A 19,488-nucleotide genomic window follows, 5' to 3' on the forward strand; every position below is an offset into this window, starting at 1 on the left:
CAACCGAAAGAACATCAGTGGAACACCACCGGTAGCGAGGCCGGCCACCACGTCACGCCAAAAAACGGCTCAGTGCCGATCCGGGATATCGGCCGCCGGCCCTAACCTGAGTCGGTGGATCGAGGCTTAGCCGCACGGTTGTTGTCGTCTCCGTCGAGACCAGGCAGAGTCATCGCGACTGCACGAATGTCGGCGGCTTCGAGGTGTTCAAGGGTTTCGTCCCATGCCCACGCTCCCAGCCAATGGCCGGCGATGAGAACGATGGTTGGACTGCTCTTAGTAGTTGTCATGTGGCTACCCTCCCAGCCCAGATGGACAAGAGTGTGTCACTATTTATGGCATGAATTGGCCAAGGCCTGAGCTGTGAGGCGATCCGAACGTCTTCATGCCCTGTCCGAGATGTTGCGTCGCAGCGGCGCGCGGGGCGTCACCGCTGAGCGGTTGGCGCGAGAGTTCGAGGTGTCGGTGCGGACTGTCAAACGAGACCTCAGTGCCCTGGAGAACAGTGGTGAGCCGATCTGGTCTCGTCCGGGCCCGGGCGGTGGGTATGGGCTGGCCAAAAGCGGGTCGCTGCCTCCCGTCACCCTGTCCTCGTCTCAGGCCGTGGCGCTCATGGCGGCTGTGTCTGCCGCGCCCGACGCTCCCTACGCGGATCTGGCTGCGGCCGGCATCCGGAAGATCATGGACGTCCTCGACTCCAGGACCCGAGCGCATGCATACGAGCTGGCCAACCGAATCTGGATCGACGCGCTTCCCGCCTCCTCTCGCGCCGTCAGGTCAGCAGTGGAGGAGGCGATGGCCGAGCAACGGGTGATTCGTATCCGCTACACATCACGAGACGGCAACACGACGATTCGTGACGTCGAGCCGGTGCTGTTCGCTTCGGCGAGTGGGAGGTGGTACCTGGTCGGGTGGTGCCGTTTGCGCGACGCGATGCGATGGTTCGCCGTATCACGCATCGAACGGGCAAGCGTCACCAAGACGGCCAGCAATGGCCATGCCGTCCACGAGGTCGGAGAGCCTCCAGAGAACGCCAGGCCAGTGCACGGCGGAGACGAGTGACTGCCTCGGTCCTCCTCTCCGATGAGCACCTAGGCCACGGGACTCGTGGTCGTGGCCAGTGAGTCTCCAAAGCGGCGATGCGCTTCGAGTTCGCGTTCCACCGGGGTCTCCACGAGCTCGCGCGCGGTCTCGCGCACCGACTCGCCCAGGCGGCGTCGTAGTCGGGAGGCCCGCATGCGGGAGGCGATCGAGGCGACCACCCCGCCCGTGATGGCCAAGAAGATCGCAACCACCACGCCCGTGATGACCATGAGCGTGGGCACCGGAAGCGGGAAGCCTTCGACCGTGGGTGGCGGGGGCAGCGGAATCTGGAAATATTCGGCGGCGAACATGCCCAGCAGCCAGAGCAGTCCCAGAACGGTCATGGCCATCGCAATCCACTGCAGCACGTCGAAAATGATCCACCACCAGGACGCGGAGCGTGCGGAGAACTTGGTGCGGGCCACAGCCTGGTCGAGCGCATCCGGAAGACGCGATTCGTGGGAGCGGGCGGCCACGCGCACGCTGCGTCGCCACGGTGCCCCGGCGCCCTCGGACACGGCGTCCGCGTAGTTACGGACCGCCGAATCCGCTGCGGCCTTCTGCGCGGCGTTCATGGGAGGCAGTGAGGTGCGGTGGACCGAGGGGTCCGAGCCCTTGTCATGGCTTTCGATGTGCAGCCGCTTGAGCGGGTCCTTGCGGAACTTCGCGAGCCAGCGCGTGGCGATCCAGCCGGTGTGTTTGCCCGCGCGCAAGCGATAGGAGCGTGCGGCGGCGTCGGCAATGAGGTCCACGCCGGCGGCCCGAACGAGGCCCGCGGTTAAACGCTCACTCGCCTCGCGCGTGATGCCACGCGGATCGCCTTCACCGGCTGCTTCCGCGAGCATTTGCCCGGCGTGAACCACGTCCGCTTCGAGCCGCTGTCCCGCGGCCGCCCGGTGCGCGGCGATCCCGTGGATGCGCTCACGCAATTCGGGAACACCGTCACCGGCCAGTGCGGACACGGCCACCGGGGTGCTGGGCCCCGAGGTGGGCAGTCCGTCCTGGGCGAGCAGTTCTCGCAGCGAGGCCAACACGTTGGGCAGGTCCGACGGCGCCAAACGGTCGGCTTGGTTGAGCACCACCATGGTCACCGCTCCGTGGCGGGACAGCGGTTGCACGAAATCCTGGTGCAGTACGGCGTCCGCGTACTTCTGCGGGTCGACCACCCAGACGACCACATCGACCAGGCCGACCATGCGGTCCACGATCTCCCGATGTTCTCGAGTGACCGAGTCGAAGTCGGGCAGATCCAGCAGGACCAGTCCGCCACTCGTGGTGCTGGCCTTGCGACCCTTACCGGTGCTGATGCTCAGCGCCGGCCCCACGACGTGGCGATCGCTGACGTCCAACCAGTCGAGCAGGGCTTCGCTACCCTCGTCACCCCAAATGGCGGCGAGCGGTTGAGAGGTCGTCGGTCGGCGCGCAGCGGTGCGCGCCAACTCCTGTCCAACCACCGCGTTGAACAGCGTGGATTTGCCGGAACCGGTGGCCCCGAAGAAACCGACCACGGTGTGATCGGCGGACAGGGCCCGCCGCTCCCCCGCACGATCCAGTGCGTCACGGGCTGCCGTCACGGCATCCTGATCGAGGCGACCCCCGGCCAATTCCGTGGCTTCCGCGAGACCCTTGATCCGGTCGGACAGTGTGATCTCGGGTTGTTTGTTGCGAAGTTTCACAGGGCTTCACCGGCCGTGCGAATGTGCTGGGCAGCGGAGCGCAACTCGCCCGCGGTGGGGTGTTCGCCCAGTTCGTCCACGCGGTCCAGGAACGCTTTGGCCCGCTGATCCAACAGGTGCTTGATGCGGGTTTCCAGGTTCTCGCGGGCCTTCTGGCTCATGCGTCGTACGGCGTCCTCGCCGAAAACCGCCTCGAGCAGCTTGGTGCCGACCACGCCGGAGCCACCGGCAATGCCGACTTCCAGGCCCGTGAGGCCACCCGTCATGGAGAACACGCCGATCATCAGGATCACGGCCAGCGCGTTGACGCCCAGGGACATGGCGCGGGCCTGCGTGCGCTTACCCGCACCTTCTTGCTGGATCATGAGCATGACATCCGACTGCCACGCGCGGATGTGTTCGGCCGCGGTCTCGGGATAGTTCTCCGGCAGTGCGGACAAGTCGCGACCCGCAAGCAAAACCTGCCCCGAGGTTTCATCACGCCAGCGCCGCTCGGCCAGCTCCGATGCCCGGGCCGTATGCTCGACGATCACCGCCTGGAGTCCGGTTTCAATGGCTTCTTCGACCTGAACCTCCGGGGCGGGCTCGCCCTTGAAGAACGCGGTGATCCGGTCGCGCACCCGCCCGATCCCGGCCTCCAGGTTTCGGAAGAACTCACCGGTTCCCACGAAGTCCTGCCAGCGCGCGAGCACCTCCCCGCGCAGCAGAGTGCCGTCACGGGTCGAGTCGATAATGGCCTCCAGCGCGTCATCGAAGGCGGTGGTCACCTCACGGCGCAAATGATCCTCCGTGCGCTGTTGGCCCTCCACCGCGTCCGCGGTGCGATCGGTGGTGTCCGCGAGTTCGCGCACGGCTCCGCCCAGGGTGCGCGCCGCAATATCCGAGCGTGCTTGGGCGTCGGCCCCGAGCTCTTCGAGCCAGCCCCGCAACGGTGCCACCACGTGTGGCGGCAGCATGCCCAGTTCGTTGAGCGGAGATTCCTCCACCACGAAAATGGGCGCGTGCGACAGGCCTTCCTGGTTCAGCATCCGGCGCAGGTCATCCTGGATTTCCACCGCCGACGCCGCCTGCACACGATCCAGCACCACGGCCACGGTGATGTCGCGGCCGGCCGCATTGCGCAGCAATTGCCACGGCACCGCATCCGCATAGCGATTGGCGGTCGTGACGAACAGCCACAGGTCAGCCGCGGAGAGCAGTTGAGCGGCAAGCGCCCGGTTGTCGTCCGAGACGGAGTCGACGTCCGGAGCATCGAGCACCGCGAGGCCCTGCGGGATCTTCTCGTCGGCGAGCAACACCAGGGAGCCGGTGTCCTCGACCGGACGATCGCCGTCGTTGGGGGCAGGAGCCGTAACGGTGGGATCCATGAGCTTGCCGCGGACGCGCGCCAGGTGCGGGAGGACGCGCTGGGAAGTGAACGCAGCGGCGTCGTTGGGATGATGGATCAGGAGCGGTCGGCGCGTGGTGGGGCGGATGGCACCGGAACGGGTCACCGGGTGCCCCACGAGTGCGTTGACCAGCGTGGATTTACCCGCGCCGGTGGAGCCGCCGACCACCGCGAGCAGCGGGGCGTCCAGGGAACGAACGCGCGGCAGCACGTAGTCGTCAAGCTGGGCAACGGCCCGGCCGACGGTCTCGCGCTGCTGCGGCGCACTGGCCGTGGCGAGGGGCAACGTGGTGGAGCTCAACAGGTCTCGGGTCTGCTCAAGCGCTTCGATCAGCGGAGTGGCAGATGCGTTTTCGGTGCTCACGCCGCCATTGTGCCAGTGTTCAGGCGCTTGCGCGGCGTATCACGGGAAACGCCACGCACCGTGGCTCAGCGCAGGTCGAGCAGCGTGCGAACCTCCGCAAACGCTTGCGGGACCACACTGTAATGCGCCCATTTCCCCCGTTGCTCGCGCGTGATCAACCCCGCGTCCACGAGTTTTTTCATGTGGTGACTGACCGTGGGCTGGCTGATACCCAGCTCATCCGTGAAGTTGCACGAGCACACGCTGTCGCAACCCTGCGCCGCCATGTGGGACAGCAGCCGCAAACGCATGGGATCCGCGAGCGCCTTGAGCACCCCGGCCACTCGCTGAGCATCCTGGGCGCTCAAAACGCCCTGGGACAGCGAGCAGCATTCGCTGCTCTCCGGGGTGGGTGTGCAGCACGCAGAGGAGGCGACGTCCAAGGGCTCTGATGTGGCGGTCATTCGTCCATCTTACATTGACGAGTGTCGATGTGATCCGTAATCTCGGGATCGTGGGCACTGAATCCTCGAAACCCAGCGTCCTGTTCGTGTGCGTCCACAACGCGGGTCGCTCCCAGATGGCGGCCGCGTACCTGTCACACCTCTCTCAAGGCAGAGTGGAGGTTCGCTCCGCCGGATCAGCACCGGGAGATTCGGTCAATCCTGTTGCCGTCGACGCCATGGCGGAAGAAGGCATCGACATGAGCGCGGCTCAGCCGAAAATCCTCACCACGGAAGCCGTCAAGGAGTCCGACGTGGTCATCACCATGGGCTGCGGAGATGCCTGCCCGATCTTCCCCGGCAAACGCTATGAGGACTGGCAGCTCGACGATCCCGCAGGTCAGGGCATCAACGCCGTCCGGCCCATTCGTGATGAGATCCGGGCACGGGTCGAGCACTTGATCGACGAACTGGTGCCGACTGGTACGGAATCTTCGTAGCGGTTTGATCATGGCCGGGTCGAGTCACACCGCCTTTTCATAGATGTGGGCGGTGGTGATCACGCCGTCCTCACGCACCCATTCCTTGGCCTCACGCGTGGGTTCGTATCCGAGCCGGCGCCAAAACCCTTCCGCGGCCTCCGCGTTGGTCGCCACGATCGACAGCCGGAGTGTGGCGATCCCGGAAGAGTTCCGTGCCTGGTCCACCAGAGCATCATGAAGGGCTCGCCCGGCCCCCTTGCCGTGGCTGTCGGGGGCCACCTGAAGCAGACCCACGTACATGACATGTGCTTGCGGGTAGTCGCGCACAGCATCTGCCACCCCAATAAGTCGGTCATCGTCCCACAACCCCAGGGTGATCTTGGACTCGGGGCCAAGACTAGGTGGCCGAGCGAGGAGAACGTCTCGAGCGGCGTCGGCCTTGGGTGGCCGCCCGAACACGCGCATGGAGTACCCGTCGTCGTCCATGATCAGGCCGGTGAGCGCTTCGAGGTCATCGGATGTGAGGTCGGAAACGCGAAAGATCATGCCATCAGTCTATGAACCGACCGAAAATCGTACATCCGCCGACGACGCCGGCTCCTCGCCTCCTCGCCTCCTCGCCTCCTCGGGCAGCGTCACCCACATCCCGGGGGCCGCGAGAACCCTCCGACCCACCTGGTGCACTGTAAGAACCCTCCCGGTCGCCGAAAAAGGCTCTAACGACGCCTGAAGTGTTGTAGAGGGTTCCAACGGCCCCTCAGATGTGGGCAGAACCCATGACACACCCGAACCAGCACCACGTTTCTGGCCTATAACCCCGTTTCTGGCCCATAACCCGCATCCAACACGGCTGGGGCGGCCGAAACCACCCATGACACACCCGGGCCATACACACATTTCTGCCTATAACCCCCCGTTTCTGGCCTTTAACCCGGGTTATAGGCACCGCCGTCAGGGCACGAAAAAACCCCGCCTCCAAAAGGAGACGGGGTTTCGTCACATTCGTGACCCCAGCGGGATTCGAACCCGCGTTACCGCCGTGAGAGGGCGGCGTACTAGGCCGCTATACGATGGGGCCCTAGTTGACCGAGAAGCTTTTCGGCTCAATCGACGGACTAAACAGTAACATCAGATTGTGCCAGCACCAACTTGCTCGCTCGGTGCATTCCATCCGCTGCTAGATCAGTGGATGGTCAGCGCTGGGATACCAGGACTCGAACCTAGAACGACGGTACCAGAAACCGCTGTGTTGCCAATTACACCATATCCCAATGTTTTGCTAGGGCTTTCGCTCCCGCGCAACGAGCAATAACTATACCCGCTCGCTGCGCGGGAGCCAAACCGACGAAAGGGCGCCTAGCTGAGCTGCGCGGCGAGGGCCTTGATCCGGTTCAGGGAGGATCCCTTACCCAGGATTTCGAGTGACTCGAACAGGGGCGGGGAGATTCGCTCACCGGACACGGCTGTGCGCACGGGACCGAAGGCCAGACGCGGTTTGATTTCCAAGCCCTCGACAATTGCCTCGCGCAGAGCGGTCTCGATGTTCTCCGCAGTGAAGTCCTCCAGCGGCTCGAGTGCATCAATGGCGGCTTGCAGAACCTGCGGAGCGCTCTCCTTGAGCTGCTTCTGAGCATCCGGGGCGATTTGGATCTGATCATCGGAGCGGAACAGGAATCCCAGCAGGCCCGGGGTCTCGCCCAGCAGGTTCATGCGTTCCTGCACCAGGGGTGCTGCCTGATCCAGGATCGTGTTCTGCTCATCGGTCAGGGTCTCCCCCACCAGTCCGGCGGACTGCAGGTACGGAATTAAACGATTGCGGAAGTCCTGCGGATCCAACAAACGGATGTGGGTGCCGTTGATGGCCGTGGCCTTCTTGACGTCGAAGCGCGCGGGGTTGGCCAGAACGTTGTGGATGTCGAAGTTCTCCACGAGCTGTTCCACGCTGAAGATGTCCTCGTCCGCGGACAGTGACCAGCCCAGCAGAGCAAGATAGTTCAGTAGACCCTCGGGAATGAAGCCGTTGTCCCGGTGGTGGAACAGGTTGGATTCGGGATCGCGCTTGGACAGCTTTTTGTTGCCTTCACCCATCACGTAGGGCAGGTGACCGAACTCCGGGATGAACTCGGCCACTCCGATGTCCATGAGCGCGCGGTACAGCGCAATCTGGCGCGGGGTCGAGGAGAGCAAGTCCTCGCCGCGCAGCACCTGGGTGATACCCATCAAGGCGTCATCCACCGGGTTCACCAGGGTGTAGAGCGGCTTGCCGTTGGCGCGTGCCACCACGAAGTCAGGCACCGACCCCGCCTTGAAGGAGATCTCACCGCGGACCAAGTCGTTGAAGGAGATGTCCTCGTCCGGCATGCGCAGACGGAGCACCGGCTTGCGGCCCTCGTCGCGGAATGCCTGCTTCTGCTCATCGGTCAGGTCACGGTCATAGTTGTCGTAACCGAGCTTGGGGTCCTCACCCTTGGCCCTGTGGCGCGCCTCCACCTCGTCCGGAGTGGAGAAGTCCTCGTACACATGACCGGACTCGACCAGCTTGGCCAGGACGTCCTGGTAGATGTCACCGCGCTGGGACTGGCGGTAGGGCCCGTGCGGGCCGCCCACGTTGACGCCCTCGTCCCAGTCGATACCCAACCAGGCGAGTGCGTCGAGGATCTGGCCGAAGCTCTCCTCGGAGTCGCGGGCGGCATCCGTGTCCTCGATGCGGAAGACCATGGTGCCGCCGGTGTGGCGGGCCCAGGCCCAGTTGAACAGTGCGGTGCGGATCAGTCCCACGTGCGGAGTGCCCGTGGGTGACGGGCAGAAGCGGACGCGCACGGGAGTGTCGGCGGAAACGGTGGGGTGAAGTGAAGTCTGGAGGTCAGTCATGATGTGACCATTCTAGGCTCACGTGTCACCGCGCCCGCATTCACGCCGTTCTTCGGGGCATTCTGCAGGACCCGGTGATCACAGCTTTACAGGATAAGAGCCCTGCGGACTGCGACCACCGGAGACCGGCTGCGGGGACTGGGACTATCGGCGCAGCACCGTGGTGAGGCGACCGATACCTTCGATGTCCACGTCCAAGGTGTCGCCCTCGTCCACGATGCCCACACCGGCCGGGGTGCCCGTGAGAATCACGTCACCGGGCAGCAGCGTGAATGCTTGGGACACGTAGGAGACCAGAGTGGGCACATCGAAGACCATGTCTCCGGTGTTGCCGTCCTGCTTGAGTTCCCCGTTGACGCGGGACTGTACGGCGAGTGAGGTGGTATCCAGCTCGGTCTCGACCCACGGACCCAGGGGGCAGGCGCCGTCGAAACCCTTGGCGCGTGCCCACTGACCGTCCGTCTTCTGCGCGTCGCGGGCGGTGAGGTCGTTGGCCCCGGTGTAGCCGAAGACGACCTCGGGAACGCGCTCGACCGGAACGTCCTTACACATGCGCCCGATGACCACGGCGAGCTCCGCCTCGTAGGAGACCTGCTCGGTCCAGGATGGCAACGACACGGGGTCGCCGGGACCGGAGACGGCCGTGTTGGGCTTGAAGAACAGCATGGGGCTGGTGGGCAGCTCGTTACCCATCTCGGCGGCGTGGTCCGCGTAATTGCGACCAACACACACGATCTTGGAGCGCGGAATCACCGGTGCCAGCAACCGCACCTCGGAGATGTCCACCGTGCGATCGAGGGGCTGCACGCCCACGTAGAGGGGGTCGCCCGAAAGATAGGTGATTTTCTCCTGACCCTCGGGGCAGGAGACCACGCCGAAGTGAATTTCATTGTCAAAGGTGAACCGTGCAATGCGCATGCCTTTAGGCTACACAGCACGGTCCACCTCGACCCCGCGTTGAGCGGTGAGCGATCAAGCCAGTCGCGTGAGCCAGCCGTGCGTGTCCTCCACGCGACCGGTCTGGATGTCCAGCAGCTGCTGACGCAGGGACATGGTGACTTCGCCCGGCTGGTCGTCCTCGTTACCGATGACTTCATCGTTGCTGACGAGACGACGAACCGGTGCGATGACCGCCGCGGTGCCGCACGCGAACACCTCGGTCAACTCGCCCGAGGCCTTACCTTCGCGCCATTCATCCAGCGTGAACCGACGTTCCTCGACCTGCAGACCGCGTTCCTTGGCGAGTTCGATGATCGAGCGGCGGGTCACGCCTTCGAGGATGGTTCCGGTGAGTTCGGGGGTCACCACGCGGCCGTCCTTGAACACGAAGAACACGTTCATGCCACCGAGTTCTTCAATGGCATCGTCGCGCTCGTGGTCGAGGAACAGCACCTGGCTGCAGCCGTGGGCGTCACCTTCCATTTGGGCAATCAACGACGCCGCATAGTTGCCACCGCACTTGGCCGAACCGGTGCCGCCCTTGCCAGCGCGAGCGTAGGTGCGCGACAACCAGATGTCCACGGGCTCCACGGTGCCGAAGTAATTACCGGCCGGGGACGCGATCACCGAGAACCGCGCCTGCCGCGAAGGACGCACGCCCAAGAACGGTTCCGTCGCGATCATGAAAGGACGCAGGTAGAGGGACTCGCCGTCACCGGAGGGCACCCACTTCTCGTCCGTGCTCACCAATTCCCGCACGGCATCCACGAACGTTTCTTCGGGCAGGGCCGGCAGCGCCAGCCGCTCAGCGGACTGGTTCAACCGAGCCGCGTTCGCCTCCGGGCGGAAGGTCCACACCGAGCCGTCCTCGTGCCGGTAGGCCTTGAGCCCCTCGAAGATCTCCTGGCCGTAGTGGAACACGGCAGCGGAAGGATCCAACGCGATGGGACCGTACGCCTCCAGGCGCGGGTTCTCCCACTGTCCGTTGCCCTTCTCCACGTCACCGGTCCAGTCGATGGAGATCATGTTGTCCGTGAAATGCACGCCGAAGCCGGGGTTGGCCAAAATGGCGTTCCGAACCTCACCGGTGGCCGGATGCGGGTTGGGCTGACGGACGAACTGGGTGCTCAAGAGTGTTCTCCTTCGACTGCTCGGATTCAGGCGGCTTTCAGGGCGGCCACAATGTGGTCACCCACCTGATCGGTGCTGCGCTGCTCATTGCCGTGCGTCTCGAGATCCCGGCGCACTGCCTGGTTGATCTGGTCTGCGAGATCCTCGTGGCCCAGGTGTTCCAGCATCATGGCGGCGGCGAGGATGGAAGCCACCGGCTGAGCTGTTGCGGTTCCCGCGATGTCCGGAGCGGAACCGTGAACGGGCTCGAACATGGACGGCGCGGTGCGATCTGCGTTGATATTACCGCACGGTGCCAGGCCGATACCGCCGGTCACGGCGCCCGCCTGGTCCGTGAGGATGTCGCCGAACAGGTTGTCGGTCACGATCACGTCGAACCGGGAGGGATCGGTGGTCAGGAAGATCGTGGCGGCATCGATGTGCAGATAGTCCACGGTGACGTCCGGGTACTGCGGCGCGAACTCGTTGACGGTCTCCTGGTACAGGCGACCAGCGTTGACCAGCACGTTGTGCTTGTGCACCAGGGTGAGCTTCTTGCGGGGACGCTTCTGGGCCAGCTCGAACGCGTACTTGACCAGGCGGCGCACACCGTGGGCGGTATTGATCGAGACCTCGGTCGCGATCTCGTGCTCGGTGCCTTGGCGCACGCGGCCGCCGTTGCCGGCGTAGAGGCCCTCGGTGCCTTCGCGGACCACCACGAAATCGATGTCTCCGGGCTCGGCCAGCGGGCTGGTGGTTCCCGGGTACAGGGTGGCCGGGCGCAGGTTGATGTAGTGATCGAACGTGAAGCGCAGTTTCAGCAGCAGATCACGCTCGAGGATTCCGGAGGGAATGCGGGTGTCATTGGGGGCCGCACCGACCGCGCCGAACAGGATAGCGTCGTGGCCGCGAAGTTTGTCCATGGTCTCGTCGCTGAGGACTTCGCCCGTGGCCAACCAGTGCTCCGCGCCCAGCGGGTAGGTGGTCTTGTCCAGGGTGATGCCCGCGGGTTCGGTCACGGCATCGAGTACTTTCACCGCCTCGGCAACGACCTCGGGGCCGATTCCGTCTCCGGGAATCACGGCGATCGAGTACTTGGTGGCTGCGTTCGACGATGCTTCGCTCATGCTCCCAGCCTAAATCCGGCGGGCGCGGGTATTCCACAACGTGAATTCGTGTCTCGGATATTGAGACAGCAAGACGGCGGCGCCGCAATGTTCCCATGACGACGCCGCCGCATCACCTACAGCTCGTGCGTTCAGTCCTTGAGGACCTCGGGTTCTTCGTAGCGCGGGAACACACCGGTCGGCTTGGGCAGCTCGGTGCCGGGCGCGAGGCGCTGGGAAATCGCCGCGTACTGCCGGGCTTCACCCTCGGGCTGACCGAGTTGGGTCAGCAGCTTGGCCATGGAATCCGGCATGACCGGCTGCACCAGGATCGCCACGATGCGCAGCACTTCCGCGGTCACGTACAGCACGGTGGCCATGCGCTCGGGATCCGTCTTACGCAGCACCCACGGCTCCTGCGCCGTGAAGTAGCGGTTGGCGTTGGCGATCACGCGCCACACACCCTCCAACCCGCGGTGGAACGCTTGTGCGTCAAAGGCGGTGCGGAACGTCTCGACCACGGCGTTGGCCTCGTCGAGCATGGCCTGATCCTCGGCCGTGAACTCACCCGGTTCGGGGACCACTCCCCCAAGGTTCTTGGCGACCATGGACAGACTGCGCTGGGCCAGGTTGCCCAGATCGTTGGCCAGATCCGAGTTGATGCGTGAAGCAATCGCGTCGTGAGAGTAATTGCCGTCCTGGCCGAAAGGAACCTCGCGCAACAGGAAGAAGCGCAGCTGGTCCAGTCCGTACTCCTCGATGAGTGAGTGCGGGTCGATCACATTGCCAACGGACTTGGACATCTTCTCGCCCTGGTTGAACAGGAAGCCGTGGGCATACACGCGCTTGGGCAGTTCCAGTCCGGCGGACATCAGGAATGCCGGCCAGAACACTGCGTGGAATCGCGCGATGTCCTTACCGATCAAATGCAAATCCGCGGGCCAGTACTTCTGGAAGTTGGTGTCCTCGGTGTCCGGGTAGCCCAGACCGGTCAGGTAGTTGGTCAGGGCGTCCACCCACACATACATCACGTGGTCCGGGTTGCCCGGAACGGGCACACCCCAGTCGAACGTCGTGCGTGAGATCGACAGGTCCTGCAAACCGCCGTTCACAAAGGACGCGATCTCGTGGGAGCGAGTCTCGGGCTGCACGAAGCCGGTCTTGTACAGTTCCAGCAGTTTGTCCTGGTAGGCCGAGAGGCGGAAGAAGTAGCTCTCCTCCTCGGTCCACGTCAGTTCGGTGCCGGTGCCGATCGAATAGCGCTGGCCGTCCTCGCGGACCTCGGTCTCGTCCTCGGCGTAGTAGGCCTCGTCGCGCACGGAGTACCAACCGGCGTACTTGTCCAGGTAGATGTCCCCGTTGGCCTCCATCCGCTTCCAGATGTCCTGGCTCGCGGCGTAGTGGTCCTCGTCCGTGGTGCGGATGAAACGGTCGTAGCTGACCTGCAGCTCGTCGTCCATGTCCTTGAACTGGGCGGCGTTCTGGTCCGCGAGTTCACGGGGCGACACGCCCTGTTTCTCGGCGGTCTGCTGCATCTTCTGGCCGTGCTCGTCCGTTCCGGTCTGGAAGCGCACGTCGTAGCCGTCCAGTCGCTTGAATCGCGCCATGGTGTCCGCGGCAATCGCCTCGTACGCGTGCCCGATGTGCGGGGACCCGTTCGGGTAGGAAATCGCGGTGGTCAGGTAGTAGGGAATCTGCTCGCTCACGCCCTCCACTCTAGCGACCGTCCGCCACTTTTCTTGCTTCGGGAACACCGGACAGCACGACGCCGCCGCGAGAGTTCGCGTGAACTCTCGCGGCGGCGTCGGCGATCGAACTACGGCACCCAACTGGAGTGCCGGATCAGGACCGATCAGCGAGCGGCAGTGCCCTCGGTGTAGTCCTCATCGGTCTGCTCCCACGCGAAGAGGGAGCGCAGTTCGCGGCCGGTCTCCTCGATGGGGTGGGACTCTTCCTTGGAGCGCAGCTCCTTGAACTCCTTGGCGCCGCTGGACTGGTCCTCCATGAAGCGCTTGGCGAAGGTGCCGTCCTGGATGTCCTTGAGAACTGCCTGCATGTTCTCCTTGACGTGAGCGTCAGCCACGCGCGGGCCGGAGACGTAGTCGCCGTACTCAGCGGTGTCGGAGATGGACCAGCGCTGCTTGGCGATGCCGCCTTCGACCATCAGGTCCACGATCAGCTTGAGCTCGTGGAGCACCTCGAAGTAGGCGATCTCCGGCTGGTAGCCGGCCTCGGTGAGGACCTCGAAGCCCTGCTGCACCAGGTGCGACATGCCGCCGCACAGTACGGCCTGCTCGCCGAACAGGTCCGACTCGGTCTCCTCGGTGAAGGTGGTCTCAATGACGCCGGCGCGGGTGCCACCGATGCCCTTGGCGTAGGACAGTGCCAGCTCGAGTGCCTTGCCGGAAGCGTCGACCTCGACGGCCACGAGGTCGGGCACGGCGCGGCCGGCTTCGAACTCGCGGCGCACGGTGTGGCCGGGACCCTTGGGTGCGACCATGGCCACGTCAACGCCCTCAGGGGCCTTGATGTAACCGAAACGGATGTTGAAACCGTGGGCGAAGAAGATGGCGTCGCCCTCGTTCAGGTTGTCCTTGATGGACTCCTCGAAGACCTTGGCCTGGACCTGGTCCGGGGTCAGGATCATGATGACGTCGGCTTCCTTGGCGGCCTCGGCCACGGTGAGCACGCGCAGACCGTGTGCTTCAGCCTTCGCACGAGACTTGGAACCCTCGGCCAGACCGATGCGGACGTCCACGCCGGAATCACGCAGGTTCAGCGCGTGGGCGTGACCCTGGGAGCCGTAACCGATGATGGCCACGGAGCGGTTCTGGATGATCGACAGATCTGCATCGTCGTTGTAGTAGATCTTTGCCATGGGGTTGTCTATCTCCTCATTCGATGGTGGGACTGCTGTTCAGATCGAGCACCGCGTCCCGAGCGGAACCCGATCAAGGGTGAGGTGGTGCTAGTGCCGCAGCGCGCGGTCCGACATGGACTTGGGACCGCGTCCCAAGGCCAGCGTGCCAGCACGAACGATTTCTCGCACGCCGAACGGTTCCAACACGTCCAGCAGGGCGTGGATCTTGTCCCGTGCGCCCGTGGATTCGATGACCACGGACTCGGTGGAGACATCCACAATGGTGGCCCGGAACAGGTTTGCAGCCTGAGTGACCTGCAAACGCGTGGACGCATCCGCGCGCACCTTGACCATGATGTGGTCACGCTGCACGGAGTTCTCCGGGGCGAGCTCAACAATCTTGATGACATTGATGAGCTTGTTCAATTGCTTGGTGACCTGCTCCAGCAATTCGCCGTCAGCATCCACCACCACGGTGATCCGGGAAATCCCCGGAAGCTCCGTGGGGCCCACGGCCAGGGAGTGGATGTTGAACGCACGGCGAGCGAACAAACCGGCAACGCGCGTCAGCACGCCGGGCTTGTCTTCAACCAGAACGGAGAGAGTATGACGGCTCATTGATTAGTCCTCCGAGTTCCAGTCAGGAGTCAGGTTTTTGGCAATTTGGATCTGGTCGTTGGACACGCCCGAGGGCACCATGGGCCAGACCATGGCGTCGGCGGACACCACGAAGTCGATCACCACGGGCCGGTCGTTGATCTCCAAGGCCTGCTTGATCACGTCATCCACCTCGTCGTCGCTTTCGCAACGCAGGGCAGCGCAACCGTAGGCCTCGGCCAGCTTCACGAAGTCCGGTACGCGGCGTGAATTGTGACCGGTGTTCAACTCGGTGTTGGAGTAACGACCGTCGTAGAACAGGGTCTGCCATTGACGCACCATGCCCAGCGACGAGTTATTGATCACCGCGACCTTGATGGGGATGTTGTTGATCACGCACGTGGCCAGTTCCTGATTGGTCATCTGGAAGCAGCCGTCGCCGTCGATCGCCCACACCACGCGGTCCGGCTGGGACACCTGTGCGCCCATGGCGGCGGGAACGGCGAAGCCCATGGTGCCCAGGCCTGCCGAGTTCAGCCACTGGCGGGGACGCTCGTAGTCAACGAACTGGGCGGACCACATCTGGTGCTGACCCACGCCGGACACATACACGGCCTCCGGGCCGGTCAGGGCCGAGATGCGCTCGATCACGTGCTGGGGGCTGCCCAGTCCGTCATCGGTGCGGGTGTAGCCCAGCGGGTAGGTGTCGCGCAGGGTGGACAGCGTGGTCCACCACGTGCCGAGGTCCGGCTTCTCGGCGGTCTCGAATTCCTGCCGGACCGCATCCGTCAGGTCCGGAATCACGGTCTTGAGGTCGCCCACGATCGGGACGTCCGCCGTACGGTTCTTAGAGATCTCGGCGGGGTCGATGTCCGCGTGGATCACCTTGGCGTTCGGTGCGAAAGTGTCCAGCTGACCGGTGACGCGGTCGTCGAAGCGCGCGCCCAGGGTGATCAGCAGGTCCGATTGCTGCATCGCGTACACGGCCGGCACCGTGCCGTGCATGCCCGGCATACCCAGGTTCAGCTCGTGCGAATCCGGGAACACGCCTCGCGCCGTCAGCGTGGTGACCACGGGCGCTCCGGTGAGCTCCGCGAGTTCGAGGAGCTCCGCAGCGGCGTCGGCGCGCATGGTTCCGCCGCCCGTGTAGAGCACCGGGCGATCGGCGGCCGCAATGAGGCGGGCCGCTTCCTTGATCTGCTTGGAGTGACCGCGCGTGACCGGGCGATAACCGGGCAGATCCAGCTGGGGCGGCCAGTTGAACGTCATGGTCGAGACCTGGGCGTCCTTGGAGACGTCCACCAGGACGGGACCCGGACGACCGGTCGAAGCCAGGTGGAAGGCCTCGGCCAACACCCGGGGAATGACGTTGGGATCGGTCACCAAGTAGGAGTGCTTGGTGATGGGCATGGTCATGCCCACGATGTCCGCTTCCTGGAACGCGTCGGTTCCAATGAATGCGCTCGAGACCTGACCGGTGATGGCCACCATGGGGATCGAGTCCATATTGGCGTCCGCAAGAGCGGTGACCAGGTTGGTGGCACCGGGGCCCGAGGTCACAATGCAGACACCCGTGCGACCGGATGCCAAGGCATAACCTTCGGCGGCGTGTCCCGCGCCCTGCTCGTGACGCACCAGGATGTGGTTGATCTTCTCCGCGTCCATCAGGGGGTCATAAGTGGGAAGGATTGCACCACCCGGGAGACCGAAGACATCCGTGACCCCGAGCTGCTCGAGTGAACGGATGATGGCTCGCGAACCCGTCATTTCCTCCGGGCCCTCAGCACCGACCACCGCGGTGGCCACGGGGTGCTGATCCGTCTCCGCGCCCACCAGTGACGCGGAGGTGTTCTCGGCTCGCCGATGGGCCATCACGGCCGGTGAGATCGGCTGATCCTTACTCATAGTGGATATTTCCTTTACCTGCTGTTGGTGCTGAACGCCGGGCGGGCCGTCCCCTGACCGATAACGGTGAGCCGATGCGGGTCGTTATACATAAGGAAAGGCCCTCACGCCACGGGTTTCGTGAGCGTTCGGGCCTGTGTCCACGCGCGACGTATTTTCCTCAGGCCCGATGTCCGATAAGAACAACGACTCCAAGGTCTACGACGTCACTGGGTGCGAACTGCATGACACCCACTGTAGTGAGGCGCGCGTCTCTTGTGTCAATCTTCGGACACCATGTCTCACATTATGAACTACTCCCCCGCGGAATCGAGATCGAGTCGCCCGGATTGCACCAAAAATTGCGGCGCCTTACCGGCTTTGATGAGTTCGATCTGCTGCAGGATCAGATCCCGCACGCGCGGCCGATAAGACACGTTGGAGCCACCCACGTGCGGCAGCACGATGGAGCCCGCCGCGCTCATGAGCGGATGGTCACCGGGCAGGGGTTCAGGATCAACCACGTCGAGAGCGCAACGGAGCCGGCCCGCGACCACTTCTTCGGTCAACGCGTCCGTGTTGACCAACGAGCCGCGACCCACGTTGACCACCAGGGCGTCGTCGGGCAGTTTGGCGAGCATCGCGGCGTTGAACAAGTTCTCCGTCTTCTCGGTCAGGGGCAGGGCCACCACCAGAATGTCGGTTTCGGGCAGGATCTGGTCCAGTTCATCAACGCCGCGCACCTGGCCCTGTTCATCCTCCCGGGCCGACGACGCCACGCGGGTGATCTCAACCTCGAACGGGCGCAGGCGGTCAATCACGGCCGATCCGATTTCCCCGATGCCCACCACGGCGACCCGGGAGTCGGCCACGGCGCGGGAAAAGTACCGCTTGTAGACACCTTCCTTCTGCTGCAGGATCGCCCGATCCATGTTTCGCTGGGCGGCGATGATCAGACCCACCGCGATCTCAGCGGTGCCGGCTGCGTGTACCCAGCCCGCCGAGGCGAGTGCGACGTCCGGGCCGATTCGTTCTGGCACCCCGTTGTAGCCGGTGGACTGCAATTGCAGAAGCTTGACGTTCTCCACCACGGACGGGTCCTTCATCCAGCGACCGCTGAAGTACGGAGCCACGGCGATATCGATGTCCTCGCGGGCGCAACCCTCAGGCTCACCTTCCAAATCCCACAGCACACAGGTGAAGTCCCTGAGTTCGTCGCTGATCTGATCGAAGAGTTTTTGCTCGGGCAGTGAGATCACGCGCAGGTCTGACAAGGCAACGTCGGGGTGCTGAGAAGTCATGGCTCCATGGTACGTGCGAGCCCCGCTGGGAACGTGTCCGGCGCCACGCACGCTGGACGTCTTGCCTCATGTCAAGATGTCCGGATGGTGTTCGTGCTTGCCTCAGGTGAAATGTCCGCGTAGCTCACGCGGCGGGGCGGGTGCCCTGGGTGCGTGCGGCGGCTAATTCGATGAGTTGCTGCTGGATCTGGGTGATCCGTCGGGTGATCTGTGCTGGGTTGAGTGTTTCGTGTTCGCGGGTTAGGCGGTCGGTGGTCTTGGTGTCGAGGACGCCGGCGTCGAGCAGCCGCTGGTATGGGGTGCGCGGGGCGTCGTAGATCCGCTTCTTCCGCCCGGCTTTCGTGTGGGCCCAGTCCACGGCTTTCACACAGGGCAGGAGGTAGTTCTTGCGGGCCATCACCAGGCCCCAGAGCTCGTTGAGCAGATCCATCTCGTGCTTGGTCTCGTAGCGGTAGCGGAACGCATGTCTGCGGACCCAGTCGCCGTTGCGTTGCTCGACGTTGGCGTTGTCGTTGTGCTTGTAGGGACGGCCCCGGGTGACGGGGATCTCGTGCGTGTCGGCCCAGGCGATCACACCCCAGTTCATGAACTCCGACCCGTTATCGAAGTCCACCCCGGCGACCGGGACGGGGCGTGGGAGCGCATCCATTCGAGGGCACCGTGGATGTGGACGTAGGCGTTGTTGCGGATCGTGCGCAGCATTGTCCACCCCGCCACCGGGTCGGTGCCCGTCAGAGTGCGCAAGAACTCGCCCTTGAGAGTGTGGCCGCAGTGCGCGACGGTGTCCAGCTCCAGGAACCCCGCAGTGGTGAGTGGGGCGTCCATGCTGGTGCGCGTCGGGACCGACGAACGCAGAATATGCGATGGTTTCGTGCCCGACAACGCAATCGGGTACGCGGCGTCCTTGTGCGGCTTCAGGTACCGGTCGATCGTTGCCGCACTCATCGATTGCACCTCGTTCAACACCTCCGGGGTAAGGCGTGGTTCGACTTTGCCCAGCTCCCGAAACCGGACCAGCCGTTCGAGGGTGTCGTCCATGATCGCGGCCAGGTACTTCCCCGAGGGTTGGCCAGACAGCCGCCATACCTCCTGTAACACGACCAGCGCGTCGTAGGAGTACTTCCGTGGCCGCGGCTTGCGTTGCTGCTGGCTCGCAGCGCCCTTGCGCGTGTTCGCGGCGCGGATCGCGCGACGGGCATGATCACGAGTCCAGCCCGTGGCATGCACCAACTCATCCAGCAGTCGGCTTTTCTCGACCTTGCCCGCCTTCGCGTACTCGCGGGCGAACTTCTTCGTGATCTCACGGCGCGACGCCATCGACAACTCCCTGCTCATCACCCCAGGGAACTACGCGGACATTCTTACGTGAGGCACCCGCTCCCGTTCCCGGACCTTTTAGCTGAGTC

General features: G+C 64.2%; 17 protein-coding genes, 2 tRNA genes and 1 pseudogene. 2 read left to right on the forward strand and 18 right to left on the reverse strand.

Going from position 1 to position 19,488, the window contains the following annotated elements:
- Window positions 1-125: 125 nt before the first annotated feature.
- Window positions 126-290 (reverse strand): annotated as a pseudogene (locus CKW39_RS15780) (alpha/beta hydrolase); the annotation flags it as partial.
- 73 nt (window positions 291-363) lie between these two features.
- Between CKW39_RS15780 and CKW39_RS06265 the strand changes: the two are divergent.
- Window positions 364-1,062 (forward strand): YafY family protein, encoded by a 699-nt coding sequence (locus CKW39_RS06265; protein WP_095797305.1) that lies wholly within the window; start codon window positions 364-366, stop codon window positions 1,060-1,062.
- A 29-nt stretch (window positions 1,063-1,091) separates the two neighbouring features.
- Here the strand turns inward: CKW39_RS06265 and CKW39_RS06270 are convergent, their stop codons facing one another.
- The 3 genes from CKW39_RS06270 to CKW39_RS06280 form a co-directional block, all read right to left on the reverse strand.
- Entirely contained in the window at window positions 1,092-2,759 is a 1,668-nt protein-coding gene (locus CKW39_RS06270; RefSeq protein WP_173674289.1) for a GTPase, read from the reverse strand.
- Window positions 2,756-4,510 (reverse strand): dynamin family protein, encoded by a 1,755-nt coding sequence (locus tag CKW39_RS06275; RefSeq protein ID WP_095797306.1) that lies wholly within the window; start codon window positions 4,508-4,510, stop codon window positions 2,756-2,758. Before CKW39_RS06275 ends, CKW39_RS06270 begins: the two co-directional genes overlap by 4 nt.
- A 65-nt stretch (window positions 4,511-4,575) precedes the next feature.
- Entirely contained in the window at window positions 4,576-4,953 is a 378-nt protein-coding gene (locus CKW39_RS06280; RefSeq protein ID WP_238663098.1) for a helix-turn-helix transcriptional regulator, read from the reverse strand.
- A 14-nt stretch (window positions 4,954-4,967) separates the two neighbouring features.
- Here CKW39_RS06280 and CKW39_RS06285 point away from each other — a divergent pair, with 14 nt between their 5' ends.
- Window positions 4,968-5,432 carry an arsenate reductase ArsC gene (locus CKW39_RS06285; protein ID WP_095797307.1) on the forward strand — a complete coding sequence of 155 codons (465 nt, stop codon included), beginning with the start codon at window positions 4,968-4,970 and terminating at the stop codon, window positions 5,430-5,432.
- A gap of 24 nt (window positions 5,433-5,456) precedes the next feature.
- Here CKW39_RS06285 and CKW39_RS06290 read toward each other — a convergent pair whose 3' ends face one another.
- From CKW39_RS06290 to CKW39_RS15790, 14 genes are all read right to left on the reverse strand, one after another.
- The gene (locus CKW39_RS06290; RefSeq protein WP_095797308.1) at window positions 5,457-5,960 is read right to left on the reverse strand and encodes a GNAT family N-acetyltransferase; all 504 of its coding nucleotides are present in this window, start codon (window positions 5,958-5,960) and stop codon (window positions 5,457-5,459) included.
- A gap of 459 nt (window positions 5,961-6,419) precedes the next feature.
- Window positions 6,420-6,492: transfer RNA gene (locus tag CKW39_RS06295), tRNA-Glu, on the reverse strand.
- Window positions 6,493-6,613: 121 nt separating this feature from the next.
- A tRNA-Gln gene (locus CKW39_RS06300) sits at window positions 6,614-6,685 on the reverse strand.
- 85 nt (window positions 6,686-6,770) lie between these two features.
- Entirely contained in the window at window positions 6,771-8,285 is a 1,515-nt protein-coding gene (gene gltX / locus CKW39_RS06305; protein WP_095797309.1) for a glutamate--tRNA ligase, read from the reverse strand.
- A 144-nt stretch (window positions 8,286-8,429) separates the two neighbouring features.
- Window positions 8,430-9,203: a fumarylacetoacetate hydrolase family protein gene (locus CKW39_RS06310; RefSeq protein ID WP_095797310.1), complete on the reverse strand. Its 774-nt coding sequence runs from the start codon at window positions 9,201-9,203 to the stop codon at window positions 8,430-8,432.
- Between the two features lie 54 nt (window positions 9,204-9,257).
- Window positions 9,258-10,355: a branched-chain amino acid aminotransferase gene (locus CKW39_RS06315; protein ID WP_095797311.1), complete on the reverse strand. Its 1,098-nt coding sequence runs from the start codon at window positions 10,353-10,355 to the stop codon at window positions 9,258-9,260.
- A gap of 26 nt (window positions 10,356-10,381) precedes the next feature.
- Window positions 10,382-11,461 carry a 3-isopropylmalate dehydrogenase gene (locus CKW39_RS06320; RefSeq protein ID WP_095797312.1) on the reverse strand — a complete coding sequence of 360 codons (1,080 nt, stop codon included), beginning with the start codon at window positions 11,459-11,461 and terminating at the stop codon, window positions 10,382-10,384.
- Window positions 11,462-11,592: 131 nt separating this feature from the next.
- Window positions 11,593-13,146 (reverse strand): methionine--tRNA ligase, encoded by a 1,554-nt coding sequence (metG, locus tag CKW39_RS06325; protein WP_095797313.1) that lies wholly within the window; start codon window positions 13,144-13,146, stop codon window positions 11,593-11,595.
- A gap of 146 nt (window positions 13,147-13,292) precedes the next feature.
- Window positions 13,293-14,318, reverse strand: a complete 1,026-nt coding sequence (gene ilvC, locus CKW39_RS06330) for a ketol-acid reductoisomerase (protein WP_095797314.1) — start codon at window positions 14,316-14,318, stop codon at window positions 13,293-13,295.
- Window positions 14,319-14,408: 90 nt separating this feature from the next.
- Window positions 14,409-14,918 carry an acetolactate synthase small subunit gene (gene ilvN / locus CKW39_RS06335; RefSeq protein ID WP_095797315.1) on the reverse strand — a complete coding sequence of 170 codons (510 nt, stop codon included), beginning with the start codon at window positions 14,916-14,918 and terminating at the stop codon, window positions 14,409-14,411.
- A gap of 3 nt (window positions 14,919-14,921) precedes the next feature.
- A complete protein-coding gene (locus CKW39_RS06340) occupies window positions 14,922-16,802 on the reverse strand; it encodes an acetolactate synthase large subunit (RefSeq protein WP_095797316.1) in 1,881 nt (626 codons plus the stop codon).
- A gap of 293 nt (window positions 16,803-17,095) precedes the next feature.
- On the reverse strand, window positions 17,096-18,082 hold the full coding sequence (locus CKW39_RS06345; protein WP_095797317.1) for an NAD(P)-dependent oxidoreductase: 987 nt from the start codon (window positions 18,080-18,082) through the stop codon (window positions 17,096-17,098).
- Between the two features lie 124 nt (window positions 18,083-18,206).
- Window positions 18,207-18,668 carry a hypothetical protein gene (locus tag CKW39_RS15785; protein ID WP_254049309.1) on the reverse strand — a complete coding sequence of 154 codons (462 nt, stop codon included), beginning with the start codon at window positions 18,666-18,668 and terminating at the stop codon, window positions 18,207-18,209.
- Window positions 18,665-19,417: an integrase gene (locus CKW39_RS15790; RefSeq protein WP_254049310.1), complete on the reverse strand. Its 753-nt coding sequence runs from the start codon at window positions 19,415-19,417 to the stop codon at window positions 18,665-18,667. Before CKW39_RS15790 ends, CKW39_RS15785 begins: the two co-directional genes overlap by 4 nt.
- Window positions 19,418-19,488 lie beyond the last annotated feature (71 nt).

Source organism: Kocuria sp. WRN011, assembly GCF_002295155.1.
In the GTDB taxonomy this organism is placed as follows: Bacteria; Actinomycetota; Actinomycetes; order Actinomycetales; family Micrococcaceae; genus Kocuria; species Kocuria carniphila.